20 protein-coding genes are annotated in these 24,305 nt (G+C 63.2%); 5 read left to right on the top strand and 15 right to left on the bottom strand.

Annotated features, from left to right (window positions below; translation table 11 throughout):
- Nucleotides 1-145: 145 nt before the first annotated feature.
- The 7 genes from LPB072_RS00450 to LPB072_RS00420 all read right to left on the bottom strand — a co-directional run bounded on the left by LPB072_RS00450 (nt 146) and on the right by LPB072_RS00420 (nt 8,614).
- Nucleotides 146-1,006: an ABC transporter permease gene (locus tag LPB072_RS00450; protein WP_066096886.1), complete on the bottom strand. Its 861-nt coding sequence runs from the start codon at nt 1,004-1,006 to the stop codon at nt 146-148.
- 224 nt (nt 1,007-1,230) lie between these two features.
- The gene (locus tag LPB072_RS00445; protein ID WP_066096882.1) at nt 1,231-2,136 is read right to left on the bottom strand and encodes an ABC transporter permease; all 906 of its coding nucleotides are present in this window, start codon (nt 2,134-2,136) and stop codon (nt 1,231-1,233) included.
- Between the two features lie 129 nt (nt 2,137-2,265).
- Nucleotides 2,266-3,360 carry an ABC transporter ATP-binding protein gene (locus LPB072_RS00440; RefSeq protein WP_066096879.1) on the bottom strand — a complete coding sequence of 365 codons (1,095 nt, stop codon included), beginning with the start codon at nt 3,358-3,360 and terminating at the stop codon, nt 2,266-2,268.
- A gap of 116 nt (nt 3,361-3,476) precedes the next feature.
- Nucleotides 3,477-4,658 carry an extracellular solute-binding protein gene (locus tag LPB072_RS00435; RefSeq protein ID WP_066096876.1) on the bottom strand — a complete coding sequence of 394 codons (1,182 nt, stop codon included), beginning with the start codon at nt 4,656-4,658 and terminating at the stop codon, nt 3,477-3,479.
- Nucleotides 4,659-4,803: 145 nt separating this feature from the next.
- Nucleotides 4,804-6,243, bottom strand: coding sequence for an aspartate aminotransferase family protein (locus LPB072_RS00430; protein WP_066096873.1), 1,440 nt, complete (start codon nt 6,241-6,243; stop codon nt 4,804-4,806).
- 111 nt (nt 6,244-6,354) lie between these two features.
- On the bottom strand, nt 6,355-7,725 hold the full coding sequence (locus LPB072_RS00425) for a glutamine synthetase family protein (protein ID WP_066096871.1): 1,371 nt from the start codon (nt 7,723-7,725) through the stop codon (nt 6,355-6,357).
- An 82-nt stretch (nt 7,726-7,807) separates the two neighbouring features.
- Entirely contained in the window at nt 7,808-8,614 is an 807-nt protein-coding gene (locus tag LPB072_RS00420) for a gamma-glutamyl-gamma-aminobutyrate hydrolase family protein (protein WP_066096869.1), read from the bottom strand.
- 201 nt (nt 8,615-8,815) lie between these two features.
- Between LPB072_RS00420 and pdxR the strand changes: the two genes are divergently transcribed.
- The 3 genes from pdxR to LPB072_RS00405 all read left to right on the top strand — a co-directional run bounded on the left by pdxR (nt 8,816) and on the right by LPB072_RS00405 (nt 11,526).
- Nucleotides 8,816-10,342 (top strand): MocR-like pyridoxine biosynthesis transcription factor PdxR, encoded by a 1,527-nt coding sequence (gene pdxR / locus LPB072_RS00415; RefSeq protein WP_066096866.1) that lies wholly within the window; start codon nt 8,816-8,818, stop codon nt 10,340-10,342.
- 199 nt (nt 10,343-10,541) lie between these two features.
- A complete protein-coding gene (locus LPB072_RS00410; protein ID WP_066096863.1) occupies nt 10,542-10,952 on the top strand; it encodes a polyhydroxyalkanoate granule-associated phasin in 411 nt (136 codons plus the stop codon).
- Between the two features lie 85 nt (nt 10,953-11,037).
- Nucleotides 11,038-11,526, top strand: coding sequence for a hypothetical protein (locus tag LPB072_RS00405; RefSeq protein ID WP_066096861.1), 489 nt, complete (start codon nt 11,038-11,040; stop codon nt 11,524-11,526).
- Between the two features lie 40 nt (nt 11,527-11,566).
- Here LPB072_RS00405 and LPB072_RS00400 read toward each other — a convergent pair whose 3' ends face one another.
- A complete protein-coding gene (locus LPB072_RS00400) occupies nt 11,567-12,880 on the bottom strand; it encodes an NAD(P)/FAD-dependent oxidoreductase (protein ID WP_066097031.1) in 1,314 nt (437 codons plus the stop codon).
- Nucleotides 12,881-12,910: 30 nt separating this feature from the next.
- The gene (speB, locus tag LPB072_RS00395; RefSeq protein WP_082877191.1) at nt 12,911-13,918 is read right to left on the bottom strand and encodes an agmatinase; all 1,008 of its coding nucleotides are present in this window, start codon (nt 13,916-13,918) and stop codon (nt 12,911-12,913) included.
- A gap of 305 nt (nt 13,919-14,223) precedes the next feature.
- Here speB and LPB072_RS00390 point away from each other — a divergent pair, with 305 nt between their 5' ends.
- Both LPB072_RS00390 and gstA read left to right on the top strand, forming a co-directional pair.
- A complete protein-coding gene (locus tag LPB072_RS00390) occupies nt 14,224-14,460 on the top strand; it encodes a hexameric tyrosine-coordinated heme protein (protein ID WP_066096858.1) in 237 nt (78 codons plus the stop codon).
- A gap of 156 nt (nt 14,461-14,616) precedes the next feature.
- Entirely contained in the window at nt 14,617-15,222 is a 606-nt protein-coding gene (gene gstA / locus LPB072_RS00385; RefSeq protein ID WP_066096855.1) for a glutathione transferase GstA, read from the top strand.
- 158 nt (nt 15,223-15,380) lie between these two features.
- Here gstA and LPB072_RS00380 read toward each other — a convergent pair whose 3' ends face one another.
- The 6 genes from LPB072_RS00380 to LPB072_RS00355 form a co-directional block, all read right to left on the bottom strand.
- On the bottom strand, nt 15,381-16,232 hold the full coding sequence (locus tag LPB072_RS00380) for an SHOCT domain-containing protein (RefSeq protein ID WP_066096853.1): 852 nt from the start codon (nt 16,230-16,232) through the stop codon (nt 15,381-15,383).
- Nucleotides 16,233-16,516: 284 nt separating this feature from the next.
- Nucleotides 16,517-18,775, bottom strand: coding sequence for a xanthine dehydrogenase family protein molybdopterin-binding subunit (locus LPB072_RS00375; protein WP_066096850.1), 2,259 nt, complete (start codon nt 18,773-18,775; stop codon nt 16,517-16,519).
- Between the two features lies 1 nt (nt 18,776).
- Nucleotides 18,777-19,235, bottom strand: a complete 459-nt coding sequence (locus LPB072_RS00370; protein WP_066096848.1) for a (2Fe-2S)-binding protein — start codon at nt 19,233-19,235, stop codon at nt 18,777-18,779.
- A gap of 92 nt (nt 19,236-19,327) precedes the next feature.
- The gene (locus LPB072_RS00365; protein ID WP_066096845.1) at nt 19,328-20,563 is read right to left on the bottom strand and encodes a YbfB/YjiJ family MFS transporter; all 1,236 of its coding nucleotides are present in this window, start codon (nt 20,561-20,563) and stop codon (nt 19,328-19,330) included.
- Nucleotides 20,564-20,975: 412 nt separating this feature from the next.
- Nucleotides 20,976-21,572, bottom strand: a complete 597-nt coding sequence (locus LPB072_RS00360; RefSeq protein ID WP_066096843.1) for a hemerythrin domain-containing protein — start codon at nt 21,570-21,572, stop codon at nt 20,976-20,978.
- A gap of 103 nt (nt 21,573-21,675) precedes the next feature.
- Nucleotides 21,676-24,114 carry a heavy metal translocating P-type ATPase gene (locus tag LPB072_RS00355; RefSeq protein ID WP_066096841.1) on the bottom strand — a complete coding sequence of 813 codons (2,439 nt, stop codon included), beginning with the start codon at nt 24,112-24,114 and terminating at the stop codon, nt 21,676-21,678.
- Nucleotides 24,115-24,305: the final 191 nt, after the last annotated feature.

Genomic DNA, 24,305 nt, shown 5'->3' with positions numbered 1-24,305 from the left:
AGGCGGCTCCGGAAATCATGGTTAAAACGACATGTCCAAATCTGTTCACGGCGGACCAAGCCCGCGGGACGGGCGGGCCTGATTCTGGCAAGAGGACAAGGGGCTCGCCACGTTTCACGGTCTAAACGGATGGATTTTCAGCGCGTTATGGCGTCGACAGCGCCGCCATCTCCGCCCGCGTCGCGGCCTGGATCTCACGCTCACGTTTGCGCGTGGCACGGGCCACCCAGATGGCGTAACTGACGATCACCAGCGTGACGGTCAATATGAGCAGCGTGGCCGCCGCGTAGATGGTGGGGTTGATACCGCGCCGGGCGTAACCGAAGATCACCTGCGGCAGCGTATTCACACCGGGGCCTGACAAAAATTCGGCGATCACCACATCGTCGAACGACAGGGTGAATGCGAGCAGGAAAGCCGCCAGAATCGCCTGAAAGATGTTGGGCAGGGTGATGAGGAAAAACACCTGGTGCGGCCGGGCGCCCAGGTCCATTGCGGCCTCTTCAATGCTGCGGTCCATCTCCAGCAGGCGCGACTGGATCACCACCATGCCATAGGCCATGCCCAGCAGGGTGTGGCCCGCAATGATGGTGAGCAGACCGCGATCGGGCCAGCCAAAAGCGTTCTGTGATCCCACCGCCAGCAGCAGCAGCGACAAGCCGATGATCACCTCGGGCATCACCAGCGGCGCGTTGACCATGCCCGAGAAAACCGTGCGCCCCAGAAAGCGCCGGTAGCGCACCAGAACAAAGGCTGCGAAGGTGGCCAGAATCGCAGACAGAACCCCGGTCACCGCAGCCACTTTGAGCGACACGAAGAAGCCATCAACGATGCGGTTGTCGCGCATCAGGGCTTCGTACCAGCGCAGCGAAAAGCCGGTGAACTTGGCGTCTTGCCGGGTGCTGTTGAAGCCGAACACGATCATGAAGAACAACGGGATGTACAAAAATCCGTACACCAGCGCCAACCAGAACTTGCCAAAGTGTTTTTCGAGCAGTTGTTTCATGTCAAAAATCCTTCAAACCACACAGCTTTGAGAGCGAGGAGGGCAAACCGCGAACATCGCGGAACCGGCTTTGCCGGGCCGCAGATGTTGTCCCTTGAGGGGTGACGGGCCACGAAGTGAAGCCCGGCGCGGGGTGGGCAAAACGCCAGGGTGCCGCGGGACTGGCTTCTCCAGACCACCAGCGCCGCCCCCTGGGGCGTGACAGCAAAGCCGGCGCGGGGGGGTTATTTCTCTTCGGCGGCATAGTGGTAATAGATCGCCAGTGGCACGATGATCAGCGCGATCATGGTCACGGCCAGTGCGGTGGCTTTGGGCCAGTCGTTGGCGGTGAACATCTCGTCCCACACCACGCGGCCAATCATCAGGTTCTCAGGCCCACCCAGCAGCGAGGGGATCACGAACTCGCCCACGCAGGGAATGAACACCAGCATGAAGCCCGCGATAACGCCGGCCTTGGAAAGCGGCACGGTCACCAGCCAGAAGGCCTTGAAAGGCGTGGTACCCAAGTCGTAGGCGGCTTCCAGCAAGCGGAAATCCATTTTCACCAGGGTCGCGTAAAGCGGCAAAACCATGAAGGGCAGGTACACGTAGGTCATGCCCACCAGCATGGAGATGTCGGTGTAGAGCATCCGAATAGGCTCGTCGATGATGCCCACCGCCATCATGGCGCGGTTGATCACACCCTGCTCTGCGAGCAATCCTTTCCAGGCGTAAACGCGCAGCAGAAACGAAGTCCAGAAAGGCAGCATCACCATCAGAAGCAAAGCCGGACGCACGCTGGGCGCCGAGCGCGCGATGAAATAGGAAAACGGGTAGCCAATCAGCAGGCACAGGACAGCCGTGACCAGGGCATACCAGATCGAGCGTACGTAGGCCTCCACGTAAAGCGTCTGGAACCACGGCGCGCCCTCTTCGGTACGGAAGATGGAAAGGTAGTTTTCATACTTGATGTGCAGCACCCCCGACACCGGATCCCAGATCGGTTTGAAGGGGCTGATGTCTGAGCCCATGTCCACAAAGCTGATGTAGGTCAGGATCAGGAAGGGCAACAGGAAAAAGACAAACAGCCATGTGTACGGCACGCCAATCACAAAGCGTTTGCCGGGTATGGGGAGCGATGAAAGTGCCATCAAAAATCTCCAGAAACTTGCAACCTATCGAGTCGTGTGCGTTCAACCCGGAACGCCGCGGAACCGGCTTTGCCGGGCCGCCAGCGTTGCCCCCTGGGGGGTGACGCGAAGCGGCGCGGGGGAAGCCAGTCAATCACTCAGCACCACCCCGGCTTCATCGTTCCACCAGAAGTACACCTCGTCTTCCCAGGTGATCTCCTCCAGGTCGTAGCGGGAACTGTTGGCCTCGGTGGTGCGCACCTTGGAACCATCCGCGGCTTCCAGGATGTAGTTGTTGTATGAGCCGAGATAGCCGATTTCCTTGACGCGCGCCTTGAACAGGTTGCTGGTCACGTTCTCGGGCCGCTTCTTGCTGATCGCGACCTTCTCGGGACGCACCGCCAGCGAGACCGGCATGTTCAACGTGCCGCTCACACCGTGGCCAACCTGAATCTCGCCTATCGCGGTGGTGACCGCGCAACGGTCCGCTTCGTCCACGCTGAGCTTGCCCGGGAACAGGTTCACGTTGCCGATGAAATCGGCCACGAACTTGTTGCGCGGGTGCTCGTAAATCTCTTCGGGAGTACCGACCTGCAACACCCGCCCCTTGCTCATGATCGCAATGCGGCTGGCCATGGTCATGGCCTCTTCCTGGTCGTGCGTCACCATCACCACGGTCACCCCCACCTGCTCGATGATGTTGACCAGTTCAAACTGCGTTTGCTCACGCAGTTTCTTGTCCAGCGCGCCCAGCGGTTCGTCAAGCAACAGCAGCTTCGGCTTCTTGGCCAGGCTGCGCGCCAGGGCCACGCGCTGTTGTTGCCCGCCAGAGAGCTGGTGGGGCTTGCGTTTGGCGTAGGGTGTGAGCTGCACCAGGCCCAGCATCTCGTCGGTACGGCGCTTCACCTCGGCGCCGGGCAGACCCTCGCGCTTGAGACCGAAGGCCACGTTCTCCCAGATGCTCAGGTGGGGAAACAGGGCATACGACTGGAACATCATGTTCACCGGCCGCTCGTAAGGCGGCATTCCGGCCACGTCCTGCCCGCCCAGCAAGATGCGTCCCGAGGTGGGCTTTTCAAACCCCGCCAACATGCGCAACAGGGTGGACTTGCCACAGCCCGAACTGCCCAGCAGTGCAAAAATTTCGCCCTTGCCAATGGACAGCGAGACCTCGTCCACCGCCACCGCCTCATCAAATCTCTTGACCAGTTTTTCGGTCACCAGGTACCCAGCCGTGTCAGTCATGTTCAGGCCTCTCTTTGTTGGATGTCTCTTCTGTTCGCCATGCTTCTCACAAAAAAGGGCTGCTCAACCCAGAGGAAGAACAGCCCTTTTGAATTGCCGCAGTGCGTCGCTGCGAATCACTTGCCGCGCTTGAACGCGTTGTAGGTGTCGTTGAGCGTGCTTGAGATCTCGTTGGAATAGCCACCAGGGGGAATCAGGCGGTCCAGATCTTCCTGGGCCAGGAAGATGGTCTTGTTGTCTCTGATCTCGGGCTTGATGGCGTCCATGCCCGCGGTGTTGGCCGTGGGGTAGTTCATCTCGTTGGCCATGGAAGCACTGTTTTCACCGCGCAAATACCAGTCGATGAAGGCGTGGGCATTGTTCACATGCTTGGCATCGGTCGGAATGGCCATGGTGTCGATGAACACCAATCCACCCGTGGTGGGCAGCAGGGGCACGATCTCGTCTTTGCCACCGGTTTCTTTCAGGCGATCGGCCGCGATATTGATGTCTCCCGACCAGCCGATAAAGGCACAAGCCTTGCCACCCGCGATGTCGTCGATCATGGTGCTGGAGAACATGCGAATGTCGGGGCGCACCTTGCTCAGCATCTCGCCAGCAGCCTTGAAATCAGCCGGGTCTTCGCTGTAGGCCGGCTTGCCGATGTAGTGCAGCACCACAGGCATGATCTCGCTCGGGGAATCCAGGTAGGTGATACCGCAGGCTTTCAGCTTGCTGGAGTACTTGGGATCAAATACCAGGTCCCAGGCGTTTTCGGGCATGGGCATACCGCCCAAAGCCTTCTCAACTTTTTGCTTGTTGATGCCCACGGTGGTGAAGCCCCAGGCCCAAGGCACCAGGTGCTTGTTTTCCGGGTCCACGCTGGCAACCTTGCTCATGAAACCCGCGTTCAGGTTGCCGTAGTTGGACAGCTTGCTCTTGTCGATGGCCTGGAACAGCCCGCCATCGATCTGCTTCTTGGCAAAGCCGGCGGAAGGCACCACGATGTCGTAGCCTGAGTTGCCGGCCACCAGCTTGGCGTGCAGCGCTTCGTTGGTTTCAAAGGTGTTGTAGTTGACCTTGACGCCGGTCTCTTCCTCGAACTTGGCCAGCATGCCTTCGGGGATGTAGTCGGCCCAGTTGTAGATGTTCAGCAACTTTTCGTCATCCAGCATCGGGCCGGCAGGCTTGGCAGCCTCAGCGGTTGCGGCAACAGCAGGCGCTGCGGATTCGGCAGGCGCGGCAACCGGCTCTTCTTTTTTCCCGCAGGCGGCCAGCAGAATTGCCGAGATGGCCAGGGCCAGAACTTGTTTCTTCATGGTGAGGTGTACTCCAGAAAGGCGGGATTAAACCCAAGGTTGGAAACGGTTGCGCAGACAGCCAGGCCGGCCGAGCGAATAAGCAATTTACGGACCAAGATGATCCCCTATTTGGGGTAGAAAAGACTGTAACAAAAGATTCGCCTCAGGCCAGCTTTCCGGCGCTGCGCAACTCGTCCAGCGTTGCGTCGAGGCAGAGTTTGATCAACCCCATGAGTTCATCGACCTGCGCGCGGGTCATGACAAGAGGCGGGGCGATGATCATGCGGTCGCCCACGGCACGCATGATCAAGCCGTTCTTGAAGCAATGGCCGCGGCAGATCATGCCCACGCCAACGTCGGCGTCGAAGGCGGCCATGGTGGCCTTGTTTTTCACCAGCGTGATGCCGCCGACAAACCCGCAGGTGTCGGCCGCGCCCACCAGCGGGTGCGCCTGGAGCTCCTCAAAACGCTCGGCCAGGTAAGGCCCGGTGTCGTTCCTGACGCGCTCCACCAGACCCTCACGCTCCATCAGCTCGATGTTGGCCAGCGCCACCGCGCAGGCCACCGGATGGCCCGAATAGGTGTAGCCGTGGTTGAACTCACCGCCCTGCTCGATCAACACCTTGGCCACGCGGTCGCCCACCATCACGCCGCCCAGCGGCACATAGCCGCTGGTCACGCCTTTGGCAAAGGTGATCAGGTCGGGTTTGTAGCCAAATTTCTCGTAAGCAAACCAGTGGCCCAGACGACCGAAGGCGCAAATCACTTCGTCGGAGATCAGCAAGATGCCGTATTTGTCGACGATGCGCTGGATCTCGGGCCAGTAGGTATCGGGCGGGATGATCACGCCGCCCGCGCCCTGCACCGGCTCGCCGATGAACGCGGCCACGCGGTCCGGGCCCACCGCCAGAATCTTGTCTTCGAGCCAGCGTGCGGCGCGCACACCGAATTCGGCGGCGCTCTCGCCTGCCCGGGCCTTTTCAGCGAAATAGGGCTGCTCGATGTGCTGGATGTCGGGAATCGGCAGGTCGCCCTGGGCGTGCATGCCGCTCATGCCGCCGAGCGAAGCGCCTGCCATGGTCGAGCCGTGGTAGCCGTTCAGGCGGCCGATGATGACCTTGCGCTGGGGCTGGCCCAGCAGGTCCCAGTAGCGCCGCACCATGCGCACATTGGTGTCGTTGCTCTCGGAGCCACTGCTGGAATAGAACACGTGCCTGAAGCTGCGGCCGTCCACTTCCGGCGCCAGCGAGGCCAGCTTGGCCGCCAGCCTCACCGCAGGCACGTTGGTGGTGTTGAAGAAGTTGTTGTAGAACGGCAGCGTCATCATCTGCTGGTACGCCGCGTCGGCCAGCTCCTTGCGCGCATAACCTGCGTTGACGCACCACAGGCCGCTCATGGCGTCCAGCATCTTGTGGCCTTCGGAATCGAAGACATGGATGTTGTCCGCCTTCACGATCACCTTGGCACCCTGAGCGGCCAGGTCCGCGTGGTCGGTGAACGGGTGGATGAAGTGCGCGCTGTCCAGCGTCTGCACCGCAGCGGTGTCGTGCTTCTGATCCCGCTGGACCAAAGCGGGCGGTGCGATCAAGGAAGAATTGCTCATCAAAAGACCTCTCTACAAAAACGGGGAGCAAAACCAAGAACATCGCAGAACCGGCTTTGCCGGGCTGCGGATGTTGCCCCCTGGGGGTGACGCCGCAGGCGGCGCGGGGGGTTACACGTGTAATAGCAGGTGCTCACGCTCCCAGGGCGAGATCACCTTCATGAACTCGTCGTATTCCAGTTCCTTGATCTCGGAGTAGATCGTCACAAACTCTTTGCCCAGGATCTCGTGCAGCTCGGGCTCGCGCTTGAGCCAGTCCAGCGCTTCGCCCAGGCTGCGGGGCAGCGAGTAAGGCGCCAGGTAAGCGTCGCCCTTCATCTCGGCCTTGGGCTTGAGCTTGTTCTTCATGCCCAGGTAGCCGCAAGCCAGGGTCATGGCCATGGCGATGTAGGGGTTGGCGTCGGCACCGATCACGCGGTTCTCGACACGGCGGGCCTGTGCCGACGCGATCGGCGAGCGGATGCCCACGGTGCGGTTGTCCTTGCCCCATTCGATGTTGATGGGTGCGGCGGAATTGCGCGACAGGCGGCGGTAGCTGTTCACGTAGGGCGCCACCAGCACCATCGCCGACGGGATGTAACGCTGCAGGCCGCCGATGTAGTGGTAGAACGCGTCGGTCTCTGTTCCATCTTCGTTGCTGAAGATGTTCTTGCCGGTTTTCTTGTCCACAATGCTCTGGTGGATGTGCATCGCGCTGCCCGGCTCACCCGCGATGGGCTTGGCCATGAACGTGGCATACATGTCGTGGCGCATCGCCGCTTCGCGCACCGTGCGCTTGAAGAAAAACACCTCGTCGGCCAGACCCAGCGGGTGGGCGTGGAAGAAGTTGATTTCCATCTGGCCCGCACCCACTTCGTGGATCAGCGTATCGACGTTGAGCTCCATCTGCTCGCAATAAGCGTAGATGTCCTCGAACAGCGGATCGAACTCGTTCACCGCATCGATCGAATACGCCTGGCGCGAGGTCTCGGCGCGGCCACTGCGGCCGATGGGCGACTTCAGTGGTGTGTTGGGATCGGTGTTGCGGGCCGTCAGGTAGAACTCCAGTTCGGGCGCGACCACCGGGTCCCAGCCTTCGGCTTCGTACAGGTCGCACACATGGCGCAACACGCTGCGTGGTGCAAACGGCACCAGCTTGCCTTCGTGGTCAAAACAATCGTGGATCACCTGGGCGGTGGGGTCGGTGGCCCATGGCACCAGACGCACCGATTCGGGCACGGGGCGCAACTGCATGTCTTTGTCGGTCGGGTCGACCACATCGTAGTAGGGGCCGCTCACAGGGAACTCCCCCGTCACACCCATGCACACAATACCCTGTGGCAAACGCATGCCCCGGTCTTCCGTGAACTTCTCGCGAGGCAGGATCTTGCCGCGCGCCACACCGGTCAAGTCGGGCACCAGACACTCGATTTCGGTGACGCGGCGCTCGTTGAGCCAGGTCTCCAGATCGTTGAAGCTCATCTTTTTGGGTGGGGTCGTCATAGGCAATTCCTTCGCTGAGTTGTGATTGTGTGGGTCGGAAAAACAGGAAAACTTCGGGGAAAGGCTGGCAAGTGGTGTCGTTTCAGGCTGGTGCTCCAGAGGGTCCATCGGCGGCCTGCAAACGCACGCTGCGCCGCGCCCGGCAGGCTTCGCCAAACGCCTCAAAAATGGCGGCGTAAAACGGGTTTTCCCAGCATCGCCATTCTGGATGAAACTGGACCGCAAAAGCGAACGCGGCAGCCCCTTTCACAGCAAAAGCCTCGACCACGCCGTCGGGTGCGTGTGCCATGGCCTCAAGGCCCGGCGCCAGGCGCTTGATGCCCTGGCCATGGAGGGAGTTGACCCGCACCTCGGCCGCGCCTCCGGCCCAGGCCTGCAAGGCGCTGCCCGCCACCGGAATGATGGCGTGGCTGGGCGCGTATTGCTCTTCGAGCGGCGCGCTCTTGGACTCACGGTGGTCCATGAGGCCGGGCTCGTTTTGCACCTGCTGGTGCAAGGAACCGCCCATGGCCACGTTGATTTCCTGGAAACCGCGGCACACGCCCAGCAAGGGCACACCCTGCTGCACGCAAGCCTTCGCCAGCGCGAAGGTCAGTTCGTCGCGCACCGGATCGAGTGGCAGGCTGGGGTCGGCCACCTCTTCGTTGAAATGGGAGGGGTGCACGTTGGAAGGCGAGCCCGTGAGCATGACCCCATCCACCAGTGACAACAGTTCGTCGATCGACCCGATATCGGCCAGCGGAAACAGCAGCGGCTGCGCTTTCGCACCCACCTTGACGGCGCGAGCGTATTTGTCACCCAGCATCAAAAAGGGCATCTGGTGGCCTTGGTCACCCAAAAGGCGGTGATCGGCGGGCAGCCAAACCAGACAGGGCGGCAGCTTGTTCATCGGGTCTCCAGTCTTGTAGCTTGATTGTGGCGGTGCAATTGGATCACAATCAGCGCCAGTTGAAGCCAGTTTATGGTGCCAATTCGGAGGCCCCCCTGCGCCGCTTCGCGTTTTCCCCCCGAGGGGACCCCACTGGCGGCCCGGCAGAGCCGGTTCCGCGGTGGGCTTAAAAGGCAACCCGCCGCCGACCCCTTAGAGCCTATGCTGTCTGAATTCTTGCTTGCCGAAATGGCCCGCCTGGGCGATCAGGATGCCCTGCCCCTGCACCGGCAGCTCTACGAGAGCCTGCGCCGCGCGCTGCTGGAAGGCAAGTTGCCCGCAGGTGAGCGGCTGCCTTCCAGCCGCGATCTGGCGCAAGACCTCAACCTGTCGCGCAACACCGTCGTGGCCGCAATCAACCAGCTCAGCGTGGAAGGCTATCTGGTCAGCCGCATTGGCAGTGGCACCTTTGTCAACGACAACGTGCCGCGCGTGCACTCTGGCCGGGCAACCGAAGCCCGGTGGCGCGGCGCGAACCCAGGCCTCGCAGGCGAACTGTCGACCCGCGGAAAAGCCTTGTCCACCACGTTTTGCGCCACCGAGCTCGAGGTGCAGCCGTTCACGCCGGGCATCGCCGATTTCAGTGCCTTTCCGATCGGGCTGTGGCAACGCCTGCAAAACAAGCACTGGCGCATGACCTACCCGGACATGCTCGACTACAACAACTCGGGAGGCTACGCACCGCTGCGCCGCGCCATTACCGACTACCTGCGGGTCTCGCGCAGCGTGCAGCTCGATGCCGATCAGGTCATCGTCACCACCGGCACCCAGCAATCGCTCGAACTCTGCGCGCGCATGCTGGCCGACCACGGCGACACCGTGTGGGTCGAAGACCCGGCCTACTGGGGTGCGGTCAAGGCCTTCATGGCCACGGGTCTGGCCATCGAGCCGGTGGCCGTGGACGACGAAGGCATCAACCCCGACGCCGCGCGACCAGACAAACCACCGCGCCTGATCTACGTCACCCCTTCCCACCAATACCCCACCGGCGCCGTGATGTCACTGCCCCGGCGCCAGCAGCTCTTGCTCACCGCGCGCCAGCACCGCGCCTGGATTCTGGAAGACGACTACGACAGCGAATACCGCTTCAGCGGCCCGCCCATCTCCAGCCTGGAGGGACTCGATACCGACGGGCGCGTGCTCTACATGGGCACCTTCTCCAAGGTGCTCTACCCCGGCATCAAGCTGGGTTACCTCGTGGTGCCCAAGCCACTGGCCACGGCCTTCAAACAGGCCCACTATGACCTCAATCGCCCCGGCCAGATGCCGATGCAGGCGGCCCTGGCCGAGTTCATTGAAATGGGCCACTTCAGCAGCGCCCTGCGGCGCGCCCGGCAAAACTACGCCGAACGACGCCAATGCCTGCTCGAAGCGCTCAGGCCTTTGTTGAGCGCTCCCGACCTGCCGCCGCGCATCAGTGGCGCCGAGCAAGGCCTGCACCTGTGTCTGCGCCTGCCCACCAACGCAGACGACAAAGCCATTGCCCAAACCCTGGCGCGCCAAGGCCTTACCGTGCGCCCCCTGTCGAGCTACTGCATGGCGCGCAGCGACCTGCAGGGATTGGTGATCGGCTACGGCTATGCCCCCCTCAGCGCCATCCAGCGCTGCGGTCCGATGATCGCGCAGACTGTGGCGCAATCGATCAACGCCTGCATCGCGCCGAAACGGCCTGAAAAACCGGCCAGATAGCGCCCGCATCTGCGCCAGTTTTGTTGCGGTGCAGCAACGCATCAAAGCCATGTGAAACCACACAACTACGCTCCAAATTTTGGAGCGCGCTAGGCACGCATCATGAAACCATGCTAATTTGAGATCATCCGTTGATTGATCGTTTGCATCCGTCCCGGGTCAACCGCTGGCCACAAGCCCGCGACGAAAGGAAATCAACATGGCCTCGCCCCGTCACACCAACCACCAGGCACTGAGCAAAAAGTCCAGCGAACTGGCCACAGCCGCCTCGCAAGTGGTCACCCACCGGATGACCCGCATGGTGCTGGCCGGGCCCATGCCTTCTGAACGTGACCGCGTCGAATTCCAGCGCATGGTCGATGAAAAAGAGCAGGCATTCACCGAGTCGTGGCTGGCCATGAGCGCGCAAACCCTGTTGGCCAGTCAGACCCTGGCCACCACCGCATGGCGCTCGCTGTGCTACCCCTGGCTGGGCGGCGGCGCCACCCCGGGCGCCATGGCAACCCAGATGCAGCAAGCGGGCATGGGTGTGATCAACAAAGGCCTGGCGCCAGTGCACCGCACCGCCATGGCCAACGCAAAGCGGCTGGCGAAAACGCCGCTGAACTGAGGCCGTACCGACACAATCTGCCGTCCGCGCTCGCCCCTAGAATCAACCGCCCCACGGCGGGCACGACAACAGGGAACGAGGATCCATGAGAAAAATCGCATGGCTGGCCATTTTGGCCGGTGCCTTTTACGCGCACAGCTACTTCATGTTCAGCGAACGGAACATCGCCCATTGGTTGAACCAGCACGACGAGGCCGTCATGCGCGGGAAAGACAGGGCCTGTGACGACTACACATACGATCTCAAAGTCCACATCCGTGCAGGCCATGCGACAGGCGAATGGCAGGTGGACGGCGGCAAAGACATGATGTGCGAGTATGAAAAGCGGGCCGGCGCAGCCCTCATGCTCGCCAACGCACGCATCAACACCGAGCGCGAAATCGTGAGCGTCGAACGCTCCGGATTTCCCTGGATGACAGCCACCGTGAAACTGCACGAAACCCACCAGGTCCAGATGGGCCGCTTGCCCCGCATGGAAGAAATCGCCGACGCCACCATCACCTTCGAACGCAAGATCAGAACCATGAGCGTATCCCGCCTGGAAAGCGTGAGTGAAGGCAACTTCCTGCGCTGAACAGCGCCCCGGTAGCCTCAGCAGCAGTAAGAGCAGGCGCCTAGCCCAGCGCGTCTTTCATCCGGTGCCACAACATGCCCAGCGCAAGGCTGGGGGTGCGCAGCATGGCGCCGCCGGGAAACTCGCGGTGCTTCAGGCGGGTGAACACGTCAAAGCGCTCCGCCTGCCCGACCACCGCATCGGCCACCAGTTGGCCAGCCAGTCCGGTCAGGGCCACACCGTGGCCGCTGAAGCCCTGCAGGTAATACAGGTTGTCGCCCAGCCGGCCAAAATCGGGGGCGCGGTTCATGCTGATGTCAACAAACCCACCCCACACATAGTCCACCGGCGTACCCACCAGCTCGGGAAACACCTCGCCCATGCGCTTGGCCATCACCTCTTTCAGGTTGCCCGGCGTGTGGGTGGTGTAGCTCACCCGCCCGCCAAACAGCATGCGCCGCTCTGCGCTGAAGCGGTAGTAATCGAGCACGAAGTTGTTGTCGCACACCGCCGCGTTGTGCGCAATCAGGCGATCGCTCAAAGCCTGCTCGATGGGCGCGGTGCCGATGATGTAGGTGCCCACGGGCATGATGCGCGGGGCGATTTCCGGGGCCACCATCGGGCCATATTCCGGCAACATGCAGTTGCCCGCCAACAGACCAAACCGCGCCGTCACCACGCCTTGCCCCGTAATGGCCCGCAGCTGCGAGCCGCGCTGAAAGGCGGTCACCGGCGTGCGCTCATAGATCTTCACGCCGGCCTCCTGCGCGGCCTGCGCCAGTCCAAGCGCGTACTTCAGCGGGTGCAAATGGCCTGATCGCTTTTCGTGAAACGCGGCCACATAGCGAGGGCTCTTCACCAGGCCCTGCACCGCATCATTGCCCTCCGCCCATTCGCAGGGAACACCCCGCCGCTCATGGTCGTCGGCCTCTTCGCGCAGGGCCCGGGCCTTCTTCCGGGTCTCGGCCACGTAGGTGTAACCGCGCACCCAGTCGCAATCGATGCCGTATTGCTCGACACGCCGCTCCACCAGATCCACGGCCTCGACCGACATGTCCCAGGCGCGCTGCGCATCGTCGGCACCCAGCTGTTCCTCAAACAGCGCCTGACCGCTGGCGTAACCCACGATCACCTGACCGCCGTTGCGCCCACTCGCCCCGCCGCCAATGCGGTCGGCCTCCAGCACGACCACTTTCAGGCCCCGCCGGGCCATCTCCAGCGCCGCACTCAGACCCGCCAACCCGGCCCCCACGATCACCACATCCGCGTCAACCGCGCCATGCAAGGGCTCATCTGCCGGGCAGCGGAGCACGGTGGCTTCGTAGTAGCTCTTCTGGTTGAGCTGGGTATCGGAACGGATCAATGAGGCGGCCATGGAATTGCTTTCGGTCAACTGATCAAACCCTCACGGCGCCTTGCGGCCAAGGCTTTTGGCCAGCGCCCTCGCCACTCCGCTCAGCGCATTGCCGGGCTTGACAGGCAGTTTCCCTGCCCGCTTGGCCACCTGCCCGCTGAGGTAGGTCCAGACAAAAGCCGAAGCGGCATTGCTCGTGAGTTCGGCGTGGTCGTAAGCCGGCGCCACTTCCACACAGTCCATGCCAATGAAATTCAGATCGGCCAGTTCCTCCAGAAAAGTCATCACTTGCGAGCTGGTCAGGCCACCGGGCTCGGGTGTGCCGGTACCCGGTGCAAAGGCGGGGTCAAGGCAATCGATGTCCAGCGTGAGGTAAACCGGGCGGTTGCCCATGCGGCTTCGAATCGCATCGATGGCCGGCTTCAGACCGCTGCCATCCCGGCCGCGCAACGCCCGCGCCGTGAAAATCTCGCCACCCTGATCGGCCACGTATTCCCGCGCTTCGCGCTCGCCGCTGGAACGGATGCCGATCTGCACCGTGTGCGCCGGGCTGATCAGGCCTTCTTTCAGAGCCTCGTAGGTCCAGGTGCCGTGACCCGAGGGTTCGCCGAAATGATCGGTCCAGGTGTCGCAGTGGGCGTCAAAGTGCAGGCAGGCCAAAGGCTGGCCGCCACCATAGGCCGCATGGGCGGCGCGCAGCAGCGAGAGCGTGATCGAGTGGTCGCCGCCAATGAACACACAATGGTGCTTCGCCATCAGTTCGGCCGCTTGCCGCTCGATGTGGCTGCGCACCTCGGCCAAAGGCGAGGCGTTGGGCAGGCGCATGTCGAGCGCATCACCCAGGTGCTCATTGGGCGACACGTTGAACACCGGGTGAATGCCGTCACACAGCATCAGCGAAGCCGCACGAATGGCCTGGGGGCCAAAACGCGCGCCCGGACGGTTGGTCACCACACCATCGTAGGGCACACCGCTCACCGCAAACGGCTGCTCGGCCAGCGGCTCCACAGCGAGGAAACGGTTGGTGTTGTTGGCGAATGCAAAGTGACCCATGGCCATATGGCGAATTTCCTTTTGACGGTGTTGTGGGGGTGCCATCGCCGCAAGCGCGACAGTGGCTCCATAAGATACCCTGTTTGGCGATCGTGGCTGAGACCAATTGCCGAACAGGCCCTGCGTCCACCAAGGGCATCCATCGCAAACGCATCACCCAGGGCCGGCCCCTGAATCGGCGTACGATCTTCGCAGGGAGGCCGTTCGGGTCAAGGTCCGGCACCCCGCCCGAATGCCGTTGCAGTCCAGCCATCGCCCACAGGTGTGCCCAGTGATTGCGGCCTCACAAATCAAACAACCCAGGAACAACCATGTCCGACATTTGGCTCTCCACCCTGAAAACCACCACACCACAAGAAGGCTATGAGCTCGCCATCAAACTCTCGCGCATGGCTGTCAAGCTCACGCAGCCGTCGGCGGAAATTCGCCAGAAACTGCGTGAAGACTACGCGAACAACGCCGACAGCCTGACCGCCGTGTCCAGCGTGGTCGCGATCCACTTCCAGACCGTGGCAGCGGCCAACGACCACTGGAAAGACCGGCCCTGAGTCCGGATGCCGACCATCGGGCATGGCCAGGTCGGCATTCACCGCGCCCGACAAAGCCCCTACAACAGGGTGGCGCCAACAAGGTGACCATTTCATCGGTAGCATCCGCCTCGGTATTCCATTTCACACCACGGCCCAACCGAAAGAAGCTTCCCCTTGAAACTGTATTACTCCCCCGGCGCCTGCTCCCTTTCAGCCCACATCGCGCTGCACGAAGCCGGTCTGGCCCATGAGGCCATCAAAGCCCCCACCAAAACCAAAACCCTGCCCGACGGCAGCGACTACCGCCTGATCAACCCGCTGGGCTATGTGCCCTACCTGGCGCTGGACTCCGGCGAAACCCTGCGCGAAGGCCCGGCCATCGTGCAATACATCGCCGACCAGGCACCCGAGAAAAACCTCGCCCCCGCCAACGGCACCATGGCCCGCTACCAGTTGCAGAGCTGGCTCAACTTCATCGGCACCGAACTGCACAAGGGCTTCTCGCCCCTGTTCACGCCCGGTATGCCCGATGAAGCAAAAGCCATGGCCAAAGACCGCCTGATGCAACGCCTCACCTGGCTCGACGGCGAACTGGCTGGCAAGGACTACCTGATGGGCGACACCTTCACCGTGGCCGACGGCTATTGCTTCACCGTGACCAGCTGGCCGGCCATGCTCGGCATCGATCTGAGTGGCCTGACCAACCTCGGCCTGTACCGGGCGCGGGTGGGGGCACGGGCAGGCGTGCAGGCAGCGATGAAAGCCGAAGGGCTGATTTGAATGCGCGTGATTCACTGGGCGCCAGCCCTGGAATCACCGGTAACCGCAGGGTAAAGACCAGCCCCTGAAGGCACCCGCAGGCAACAAAAAGGCAAGCCCGACCCAAAAACCGGCCTGCCTTTTTTGTGGCGTCGGCTTTGTGCCGCCGCGAAGCCAGCTCAAAGCCGGCTCAACAGCTCCGCCTTTTTGTCCGCGTATTCCTGATCGCTCAGAATGCCACGCCCTTGCAACGCGGCGAGCTTTTCAAGGCTGGCAAAAATATCGTGTGAAGTGGCCGTTGACATCCCTGCCGTGTCGACAGCGGCCATGTTGTTCTGCGGTGGGGCGCTGTAGCTGGGCGGTGGCGGCGCAGGGGCCAAGGGGGGCAGGCCATTGATGCTGATCACGGGCAGGCTCGCCAGATCCACATAACCGTATTGGCTGGAGAACGTCACCGAGTAGCCGCCGCTCTGCTGCTGCGACACGCCACCGATGTTGTGGTCCAGCGTGTCGTAAATGATGACCTGGCCATTGACTTCCATGGCCAGGCGGCGGGCTTGTGAAAACCAGGCATAGCGCATGCCGTTTTGGCCACCGGCGCTGTTGGGCCATTTCAGATCCGGACCCCACCAGTTGGCTTGCGCAGGCGCCGCGACGAACAGGCTGTTGGGGTTGTTGGCCTCGCCCGATCCCCCACCAAAGCTGTTGTAGGCCGTGTTGCCGTTCTGGGACTGGCTCTGAAAACTGCCGGTACGGATCAGGTCGGGCTGGTTCTGGATCAGGCGGGACAGTTCCGAACACAGGTTGTCTACCCGGCCCTTGAGGTTGTTGTTGAACATGTCACCGACCATGGTCATGCCACCGCGCATCCACTGGCCAGAACCACCGAACTCAAAGTGGTTGAATTGCGCCATGCTGCCATTGCCGTTGATCACGGAGTGGAGCATGCTTTGAACGGCATCGAAGCTGAAGCCATGCCGTTGGGCGATGTCTTGTACGGCGCTGATGCCAGCGGAGGAGAGTTGGGCCATGTGGAATCCAGATAGTGTCAGGAAAGTGAGAAACGACTGCCTTGCACACCCGCGATCACCCTTCAATGTAATTCATTCACGGTGCCGGGTTTGCCGTCGTCAGGGCTCAGAACAGGCCTTCCGCCCTTGAAAACCGGTGGCTTGGTGGCGCTTTTACCGCATGCACGCGCCGTGCCGCGCCGGTTGCGGCGCACAAACGCCACCAAACGTAACAAGTGGGCCGCCGCGATGAACGGTCAGTGCCAGGCCAGACGGTCAACCGTTTCCAGGCGCCGCCACAACGCTCATGCGAACCCAACCGCCTTGTTCAAAGGCAATTCCCGAATGCGCTGCCCGGTCGCCGCGTAGATCGCGTTCGCCAAAGCCGGCGCGGCAGGTGGCACGCTCGGTTCACCAATGCCCCTGACTTCGTCGGTGGTTTCCAGCGCTTTCACCATGATGGCTGGCGTCTGGTTCAGGCGCAAGCCGGCGTAGGCGTAGAAGTTGGTTTGCTGCGGGGCGCCGCCTTCGTAGGTAAGTTCGCAGTTGATGGCGTGGCCCAGGCCAAACACCACACCACCTTGCACCTGGTTTTCAAAGTTGACCGGGTCCAATACCTTGCCGACCTCGCAGGCCACGAACACCTTGTCGATGCGGATACCGTTGGCGGTTGCTGTGACCTCCACCACCTCGGCCACGGGCACGCCGAACGACAGCGTGAAGGCCAGCCCCCGGCCGCGCGGACCGTCTGGCGATTCCACCAGCGGTGTGGCCCAGTCGCTCATGTCACCCACGGCTTGCAGCACCCGTTTCGAAGGCTCATGCGAACACAGGCGCAGGCGCTCGGCCAGCGGATCGGCACCGGCGGCGTGGATCATTTCGTCCATCGCGCTTTCATGCAAAAACCCATTGCCCGAAGCGCCCACCGAACGCCACGAACTGACCGGCACGGCAGCCGGCGCCTTGTAACCGGTGACCCGGTAGTGGGGAATGGCAAACGGCTGGTCCCAGGCCCCTGCGACGATGGCCACATCGGGTCCCGCCGCGGGAAAGCCCAGGCGCCCCATTTGGGAGGCCGAGACCGAGGTGCTGGCAATGTCCAGGGCAAAGGCTTGCACCTGCTGGTCCTTCACCGTGCCTTGCAGCCGGGCAATGGCCTGAGGGCGCGGGAAGTCGTGCGTCATGTCTTCTTCGCGCGTCCAGGTCAGCTTGATCGGCACACCGGGGTGCGCCTGGGCCAGCAAAGCGGCCTGCTTGACGTAGTCGTCTTCCAGGCGGCGGCCAAAGCTGCCCCCCATGGGCAGCACATGCAGGCGGATGTTTTCCGCATCGATACCAGTCACGCCCGCCACCCCTTTGACAAGGAAGCCGGGAATTTGCGTGCCGGTCCAGATCTCGAGCAAGCCGTCTTTGAACTGCGCCACAGCCGTCATCGGCTCCAGCGGCGCATGGGCCAGATACGGCACGCGGTATTCCGCCTTGAACACATCGTCGCCCGCCGTCTGCAGCATCAGGCCCACATCGCCCTCGTCGCGAAAACGGCTGTCGTGCTGCCCTGGCTCAAAAGCCTTGTCCAGGCTCGTCCACAGCGCTTCGCTGGTTTCAGGATACGGCGAAGGTCCCCACACGGGTTTGACCAGCGCGGCGGCCTGAAACGCCCGCCAGGTGTTGTTGGCGATGACGCCAAAGCCCTGCGGCAACGCCACCACCTTGATCACGCCCCTGGCCTTTTCCGCCTCGCTGGCGTCCATCGACACCATGCCACCGCCCAGGCGCGGGTTGGCGCGCACGGTGGCGTAAACCATATCGGGCAGGCGCACATCGATGCCGTACAGCGCCGTGCCTGTGGACTTGGCCACCGTATCCAGCCGCAGCATGGGTTTGCCCAGGTAACGCCACTCGGCTTCGGGCTTGAGCGCCACATCGGTCGGCGGCTCAACCAGGGCCGCAGCGGCCGCCAGCGAGGCGTAGCTCAAGGCCTTGCCGTCGGGCAGGATCACCGCACCGTCTTGGGTTTTGAGCTCTGCCAGCGCCAGACCGGTTTGCTGCGCCGCTGCCCGCAGCAACATCTGGCGCGCCACCGCGCCGGCCACCCGCAGCTTGTCGAACGCGTCGGACACGGTCGACGAGCCACCCGTGATCTGCATGCCGGTGAACTTGCCGATCACATCGCCCGCTTGCCGCCCGGCCCGCGCCAGCAACGTGTCGCTGGTGGCCGCAATGGGGAAGCCTTCCACCGCCACCTTGCCGTTGTAATAGGCCGCGCTGGGCACGCCAAAGTCGGTCTTGAAACCGCCCCAGGCGAGGTCCATCTCTTCGGCGATCAAGGCCGCCTGAATGGAGACCGCGCCCTGGCCCTTGTCGGCCCGGGGCGTGATCAGCGTGACGCCATCGGCATCGATGCGCACATACGGGTTGAGCGTGGCTTCGCCTTGACCGAGGTCGTCGAGCAGCGGGTTGTCCGCCTCGCGCTTGTAAGCGAAATAGCCAATGGCCACGCCGCCTGCCACAGCGGCGGTGCCGATCAAAAAGGTGCGCCGGGCAATGGTTGCAATCCTGGCCATCTCAGCCTCCCTTGAGTTTTTGAGCGGCGGTTTTCAAAGCCAGGCGAATGCGCGGGTAAGTGCCGCAACGGCACAGGTTGGCAGACATGGCATCGTCGATCTGCTGGTCCGTGGGGTTGCGCACACTGGACAGAAAAGCCGCCGCCGTCATGATCTGACCCGACTGACAGTAACCACACTGCGCCACCTGATGCTCTACCCAGGCCGCCTGCACCGCGTGCAAAGCCTTGGGGTTGCCCAAGCCCTCGATGGTGGTCACCAGACCTTTCACCGAGCCCACCGGCACCGAGCAAGACCGCATCGCCACACCCCCCACATGCACCGTGCAGGCACCGCAAAATCCGACACCACAGCCGAACTTCGGCCCGGTGATGCCCAGCTCGTCGCGCAACACCCACAGCAGGGGCATCTCGGGCTCAACATCGATCTCGTGGGTCTTCTTGTTGACGGTCAATTGCATGGGGTCTCCAAAATCAAGACCTTCGATTTTGAAGGACTACCGGAGTATTCCCCGGCACCCACGCAAGAAAGACCTTGGAATTCGCGTCCACGTCACAGAGCGCGTTGTCGCCACGCCAAACCCGCGCCCAACCACAGGGCGATCGCCGAAAACACCAAACCCCGCGCCAGACCGCCTGGCCCATCCGCGATGAAACCCACCACCGTGGGCCCGATGATTTGCCCGGCGGCGAAGACGATGGTGAAAGCGCTGATGCCTGCGGCCCATTGCGCTGGCGGCAGATTGTGGCGCACCAGCGCCGTGGTGGAGGCCACCACCGAGAGAAAAACGCCGCCGAACAACAGGCCGGAAGCCAGCACCAGCGGCCAGGCGGTGGTCAGCGCCGGCACGATGGTGGCCACGCCCAGCAAGGCGTTGAGCCGGGCCAGCGCCCGGCCGTCTTTGTGGCGGTCCAGCAAACCCGCCCAGATGCGCGACGACGCCATCACCGCCAGACCCAGCAGCGCGTAAAACAGCGTGATCGCGCCGGGGCTGCTGCCCTGCTCTTTCAGCAGCGCAATCACAAAGGTCATGTAACCGATATAGCCCACGCCAAAGCCGGTGTAGCCAGCCAACGCGAAAGCAAAATCACGGTAGCGAAATACGCGGTGGTCTGCGCCTTGCCGCTTGTGGTCAGTGGCCGGCGTGGCATGGACTGGCAGCTCGCTCGCCGCGAGCACCCGTGCTGGCCACATCAGCAACACCGTGGCGACCGCGCACAACAACGCCAGCGCCCACCAGGCCCAGGCCCATGCTTGGGGCTGTGCAGCGGCCTGCTCCAGCACCCAGGGCACGCCCACCGCCGACAAAGTGATGCCCAGCCCCGTGCCCCCGTAATAAAGCCCGAGCAGGAAACCGCTGCGCCGAGGCTGGCGCGCGCCCAGTCGAGCGGCCAGCAGGCCGCCGGCAATGAACACCAAGGCACTGGCCACGCCCGCCAACAGCCGCTGCACCAGCAAGGGCATGGCGTCGACAAAAAACCCACTCAACGCCATGAACACAGTCGCCAAAGCCGCGCCCCAGAGCAGCAAGCTGGTGGCAGGCGTACGGCGCAAGAGCCAGGGCGTGGCAAGCGCGCCGATGAGATACCCCAGCGCATTGGCGGTGTTCATGCCGCCCCCCAGCGTGTAGCTCCAACCCAGGTCGTCGCGCATGGTGGGCAGCAGCAGGCCGTAGGCGAAACGCGTGATGCCCAAAGAAACCGCCGCACCCAGAGCCAACGCAAGCGCCAGCCTCACATAGGGCGTGGCATCGGTTGAAAGAGAAGAAGAGTCAGAGGCATTCGGCATGGCCAGCCATTGTGGCCCGAGCCCACCAAAGAAGCCTGTCGCCTGCAACGAAGTGTCCGGCAGCGGCAGAGCGCATGAGCAAGCCGCCGGGCCGCCCCAAGGTGAATCAGCCCCCGTGGGGGGCAACGACCCGCACAGCGGTGAAGCGTGGGGGCTACCGGGCCAGCCGCCGGGCCGCCCCAAGGCAGGCCCAGCCCCTCGCGGGGCAGCGTCCCGCGCAGCGGCGGAGCGTTGGGGCTACCGGGCCAGCCGCCGGGCCGCCCCAAGACAGGCCCAGCCCCCTCGGGGGGCAGCGACCCGCGCAGCGGCAGAGCGTGGGGGCTATCGGGCCAGCCGCCGGGCCGCCCCAAGGCAGGCCCAGCCCCCTCGGGGGGCAGCGACCCGCGCAGCGGCGGAGCGTGGGGGCAAGATCTCAGTCGCCCAAACCCACCGGCGAAGGCGCCAGCATCACGATGCGGGTGAACAGGCGATCGAACTGCGGGTTGCGGGGCATGCGGCTGTTGAGCGGGTCCTGGTTGGTGGCGAAGGCGGCGTTGAGGGCGTGCCAGTCGGCATCGGTCAGGTGCTTTTCGGCCTCGGGCATCACCACCGTTTCCTCCAGCCGCATGTGCTCAAGATAGAACTCGATGTAGGCCATGACCGCCACCTCGAATGCTTCGCGCCTCGTATCGCCCATGTACTCCCAGGCCATGAGCAGGTGCATCAGATCGCGCACCCGGTTCTCCCCCTGGTGGTGGTCGCGTTCCAGCTGGTCGATCACCGCCATGGTGTGGGGCGCGGCCTTGGCCACGCGCGGAAACAGGAGCGCCGACTCCTTGGGGTGGTGCTGCGTTTCCGGAAACTCGTCGATGTAGAACAGCATGGCCCGCAACACATCGAAAAAGCGATCGTGTTCGCCCTTGCCATCAGGGTCGGGCCCACGCTGCACCATTTGCTTCAAGGAACGCAGCATGGCCGCGAGCGAGGCGTGTTCGTCGCGGATCACCCGCATGGCTTCATGGTGGCTCATCTTGTGTCTCCTCTACCGGTCAATAATCGCATTCGCCAACCGATCGGTCGGCGAATGAAGGCCTGACTATCGCAAAGCCGGGCCGCCGCTGCCTTGACCCATATCAAGCCTGTGACGACACAGAAACCTCTTGATGAGGCGCTTCCTGTGGTTTCCAGCGCTTGAGCAGCAAAGCGTTGCTCACCACGCTCACCGAACTCAGCGCCATGGCAGCACCCGCAATCACCGGACTCAGGTAACCCATCGCCGCCAGCGGAATGCCCACTGCGTTGTAGGCGAAAGCCCAGAACAGGTTCTGCTTGATCTTGACCACGGTTTTGCGCGAAATGTCGAGTGCCGCCGCCACCAGCGCCGGGTCGCCGCGCAACAGGGTGATGCCTGCGGCGTGCATCGCCACATCCGAACCGCCCTGCCCACCGTCCATCGCGCCCATGGCCAGCCCCACATCGGCCGCGGCCAGTGCAGGCGCGTCGTTGACACCATCGCCCACCATGGCGACCGTGTGGCGCTTGGGTGAAGACGGCCCGGGCGATGGCTCGGGCGTGATGGCTGCGACCGGTTCGGCCGCAAACACCTGCCCTTCAACCATGGGCACCGCCTCAGGTGCAGCCGTTTCGCTCACCACGGCCTGCTCGCCGCTTTGCAAGCGCCTGACCACCGCCGCCTTGTCGCCCGGCAACACTTCAGCGATCACTTCGCCTTTGGCCGGATCCATGCCCAGCCGGCGCGCCATCGCCTCGGCGGCGCCGCGGTTGTCACCCGAGACCATGAACACCCGCAAGCCGGCTGCGCGCAACCGGTCCATCGCCTGCTGTGCCCCCGCCTTGGGCTCATCACCAAAGGCCAGCAACGCCAGCGGCGTCCACGCTGCACCCTCGCCCGCCTGGCTGGCCAGAACCGACACCGTGGCGCCCTCGTTCTGTTGCTGCGTGACCGAGGCCGCCAGTGGCCCCAGGGCGACCCCCAGCTCGTTCATCCAGCGCACACTGCCCAGCGCCAGCCGCGTGCCCTGCACCGAACCTTGGGTGCCGCGGCCTGTCACCGACTGCACCTCAATCGCCGCATTTGCCGCCGGCATCCAGCCGCGTTCGCGCGCCATGTCCATCACCGCATGTGCCAACGGGTGCTCGCTCTGCGCCTGCAACGCCGCCGCCGCACGCAACACCGCTTCTTCATCAACCCCCGGAATGGCCTCAACCACCACCAGGCGCGGTCGCCCCACCGTGAGCGTACCGGTCTTGTCGAAAGCCACCGTGTCCACCCTGTAGGCCATCTCCAGCGCCTGGGCATCCTTGATCAGGATGCCGTGCTGCGCCGCCACGCCCGTGCCGGCCATGATGGCCGTGGGCGTGGCCAGCCCGAGTGCGCAAGGGCAGGCAATCACCAGCACCGCCACCGTGTTCAACAAAGCCTGCTCCCATGGCGCGCCCATCCAGAGCCAGGTCGCCAGCGTGATGGCCGCAACGACCAACACCACCGGTACAAACACCGCCGCGACTTTGTCCACCAGGCGCTGCACCGGCGCCTTGCCCGCTTGCGCGTCCTGCACCAGGGTAATGATCTGGGCCAGCGTGCTCTGCGCCCCCACCGCGCGCACGCGAACCTGTACCGAGCCTTCGCCGTTGAGCGAGCCACCCGTCACCGCATCGCCCGGCACCTTGGCCACCGGCAAGGCTTCACCCGTCAGCATCGACTCATTGGCATGGGTCTCACCCTCAACCAACTCTCCATCGGCTGGAAAGCGCTCCCCCGCCAACACCCGGATCAGGTCGCCAGCCAGCAACTCGTCAACCGCCACATCGGTGAGTTCCGTGCGCCGAACCCCATCAGGCAACAGGTGGGCCTTGTCAGGGCGCAAGGCGTGCAAGGCGCGAATCGCGCTGGTGGTCTGGCGCTTGGCGCGCGACTCCAGCCACTTGCCCAGCAAAACCAGCGTGATCACCACCGCCGAACCTTCAAAATACAGGTGCACCATTTGCCCGGGTTCCGCACCCAGCCAAAGCCAGGTCGACAGCGCCCAGCCCGCCGTGGTGCCAATGGCCACCAGCAACTCCATGTTGCCCGTCAACGCTTTCAGTGCGCCCCAGCCCGCCTGGTAGAACCGCGCACCGAGCCAGAACTGCACCGGCGTGGCCAGCAGAAATTGCACCCAGCCGGGCAGCATCCAGTGTTTGCCAAACAGGTCGCCAACCATGGGCAAAGCCAGCGGCGCAGACAGCGCGATACCGATCAGCACCGGCAACAGATCGAGGGAAATGCCATGCCAGGTTTCACCAGCGTTGTCGTCCATCGCCTCCATCGCACGGGGCTCGTAGCCGGCGTCGCGCACCGCGCGCTTCAACCGCGCCAGGGTTTCGGCAGGGTCGTCATCGCCCGACACCGTGATGCGCGCCGACTCTGTCGCGAGATTCACAGTCGCTTCGTTCACGCCCGCCTGCTTCTTCAGGACCCGCTCGACGCGAGACACACAGGAAGCGCAAGTCATGCCTCCGATACCGAGGTCGATTTGGCTGAAAGAGGGATTCAAAGTTTCGGCATTCATTCAATAGCAGCGAATTGAAAGGGGGTTGACTCGGCACACGCCCTGGATCGGGCTTTGCCTGGCCACAGACGTGGTTCTCCAGGGGAAAAACGCGCAATGGCGCAGTGAGGATCTCTGTTTATAAGCTTTACCCCTATGGGAAGGTCAAGCGACAAGGTGTATCTTTTCAGAATTGCTTGACCTTGACACCA

It is taken from the genome of Hydrogenophaga crassostreae, assembly GCF_001761385.1.
GTDB lineage: Bacteria > Pseudomonadota > Gammaproteobacteria > Burkholderiales > Burkholderiaceae_C > Hydrogenophaga > Hydrogenophaga crassostreae.
The sequence above is the reverse complement of the archived record's forward strand: the minus strand, read 5'-3'. Positions and strand labels throughout refer to the sequence as shown.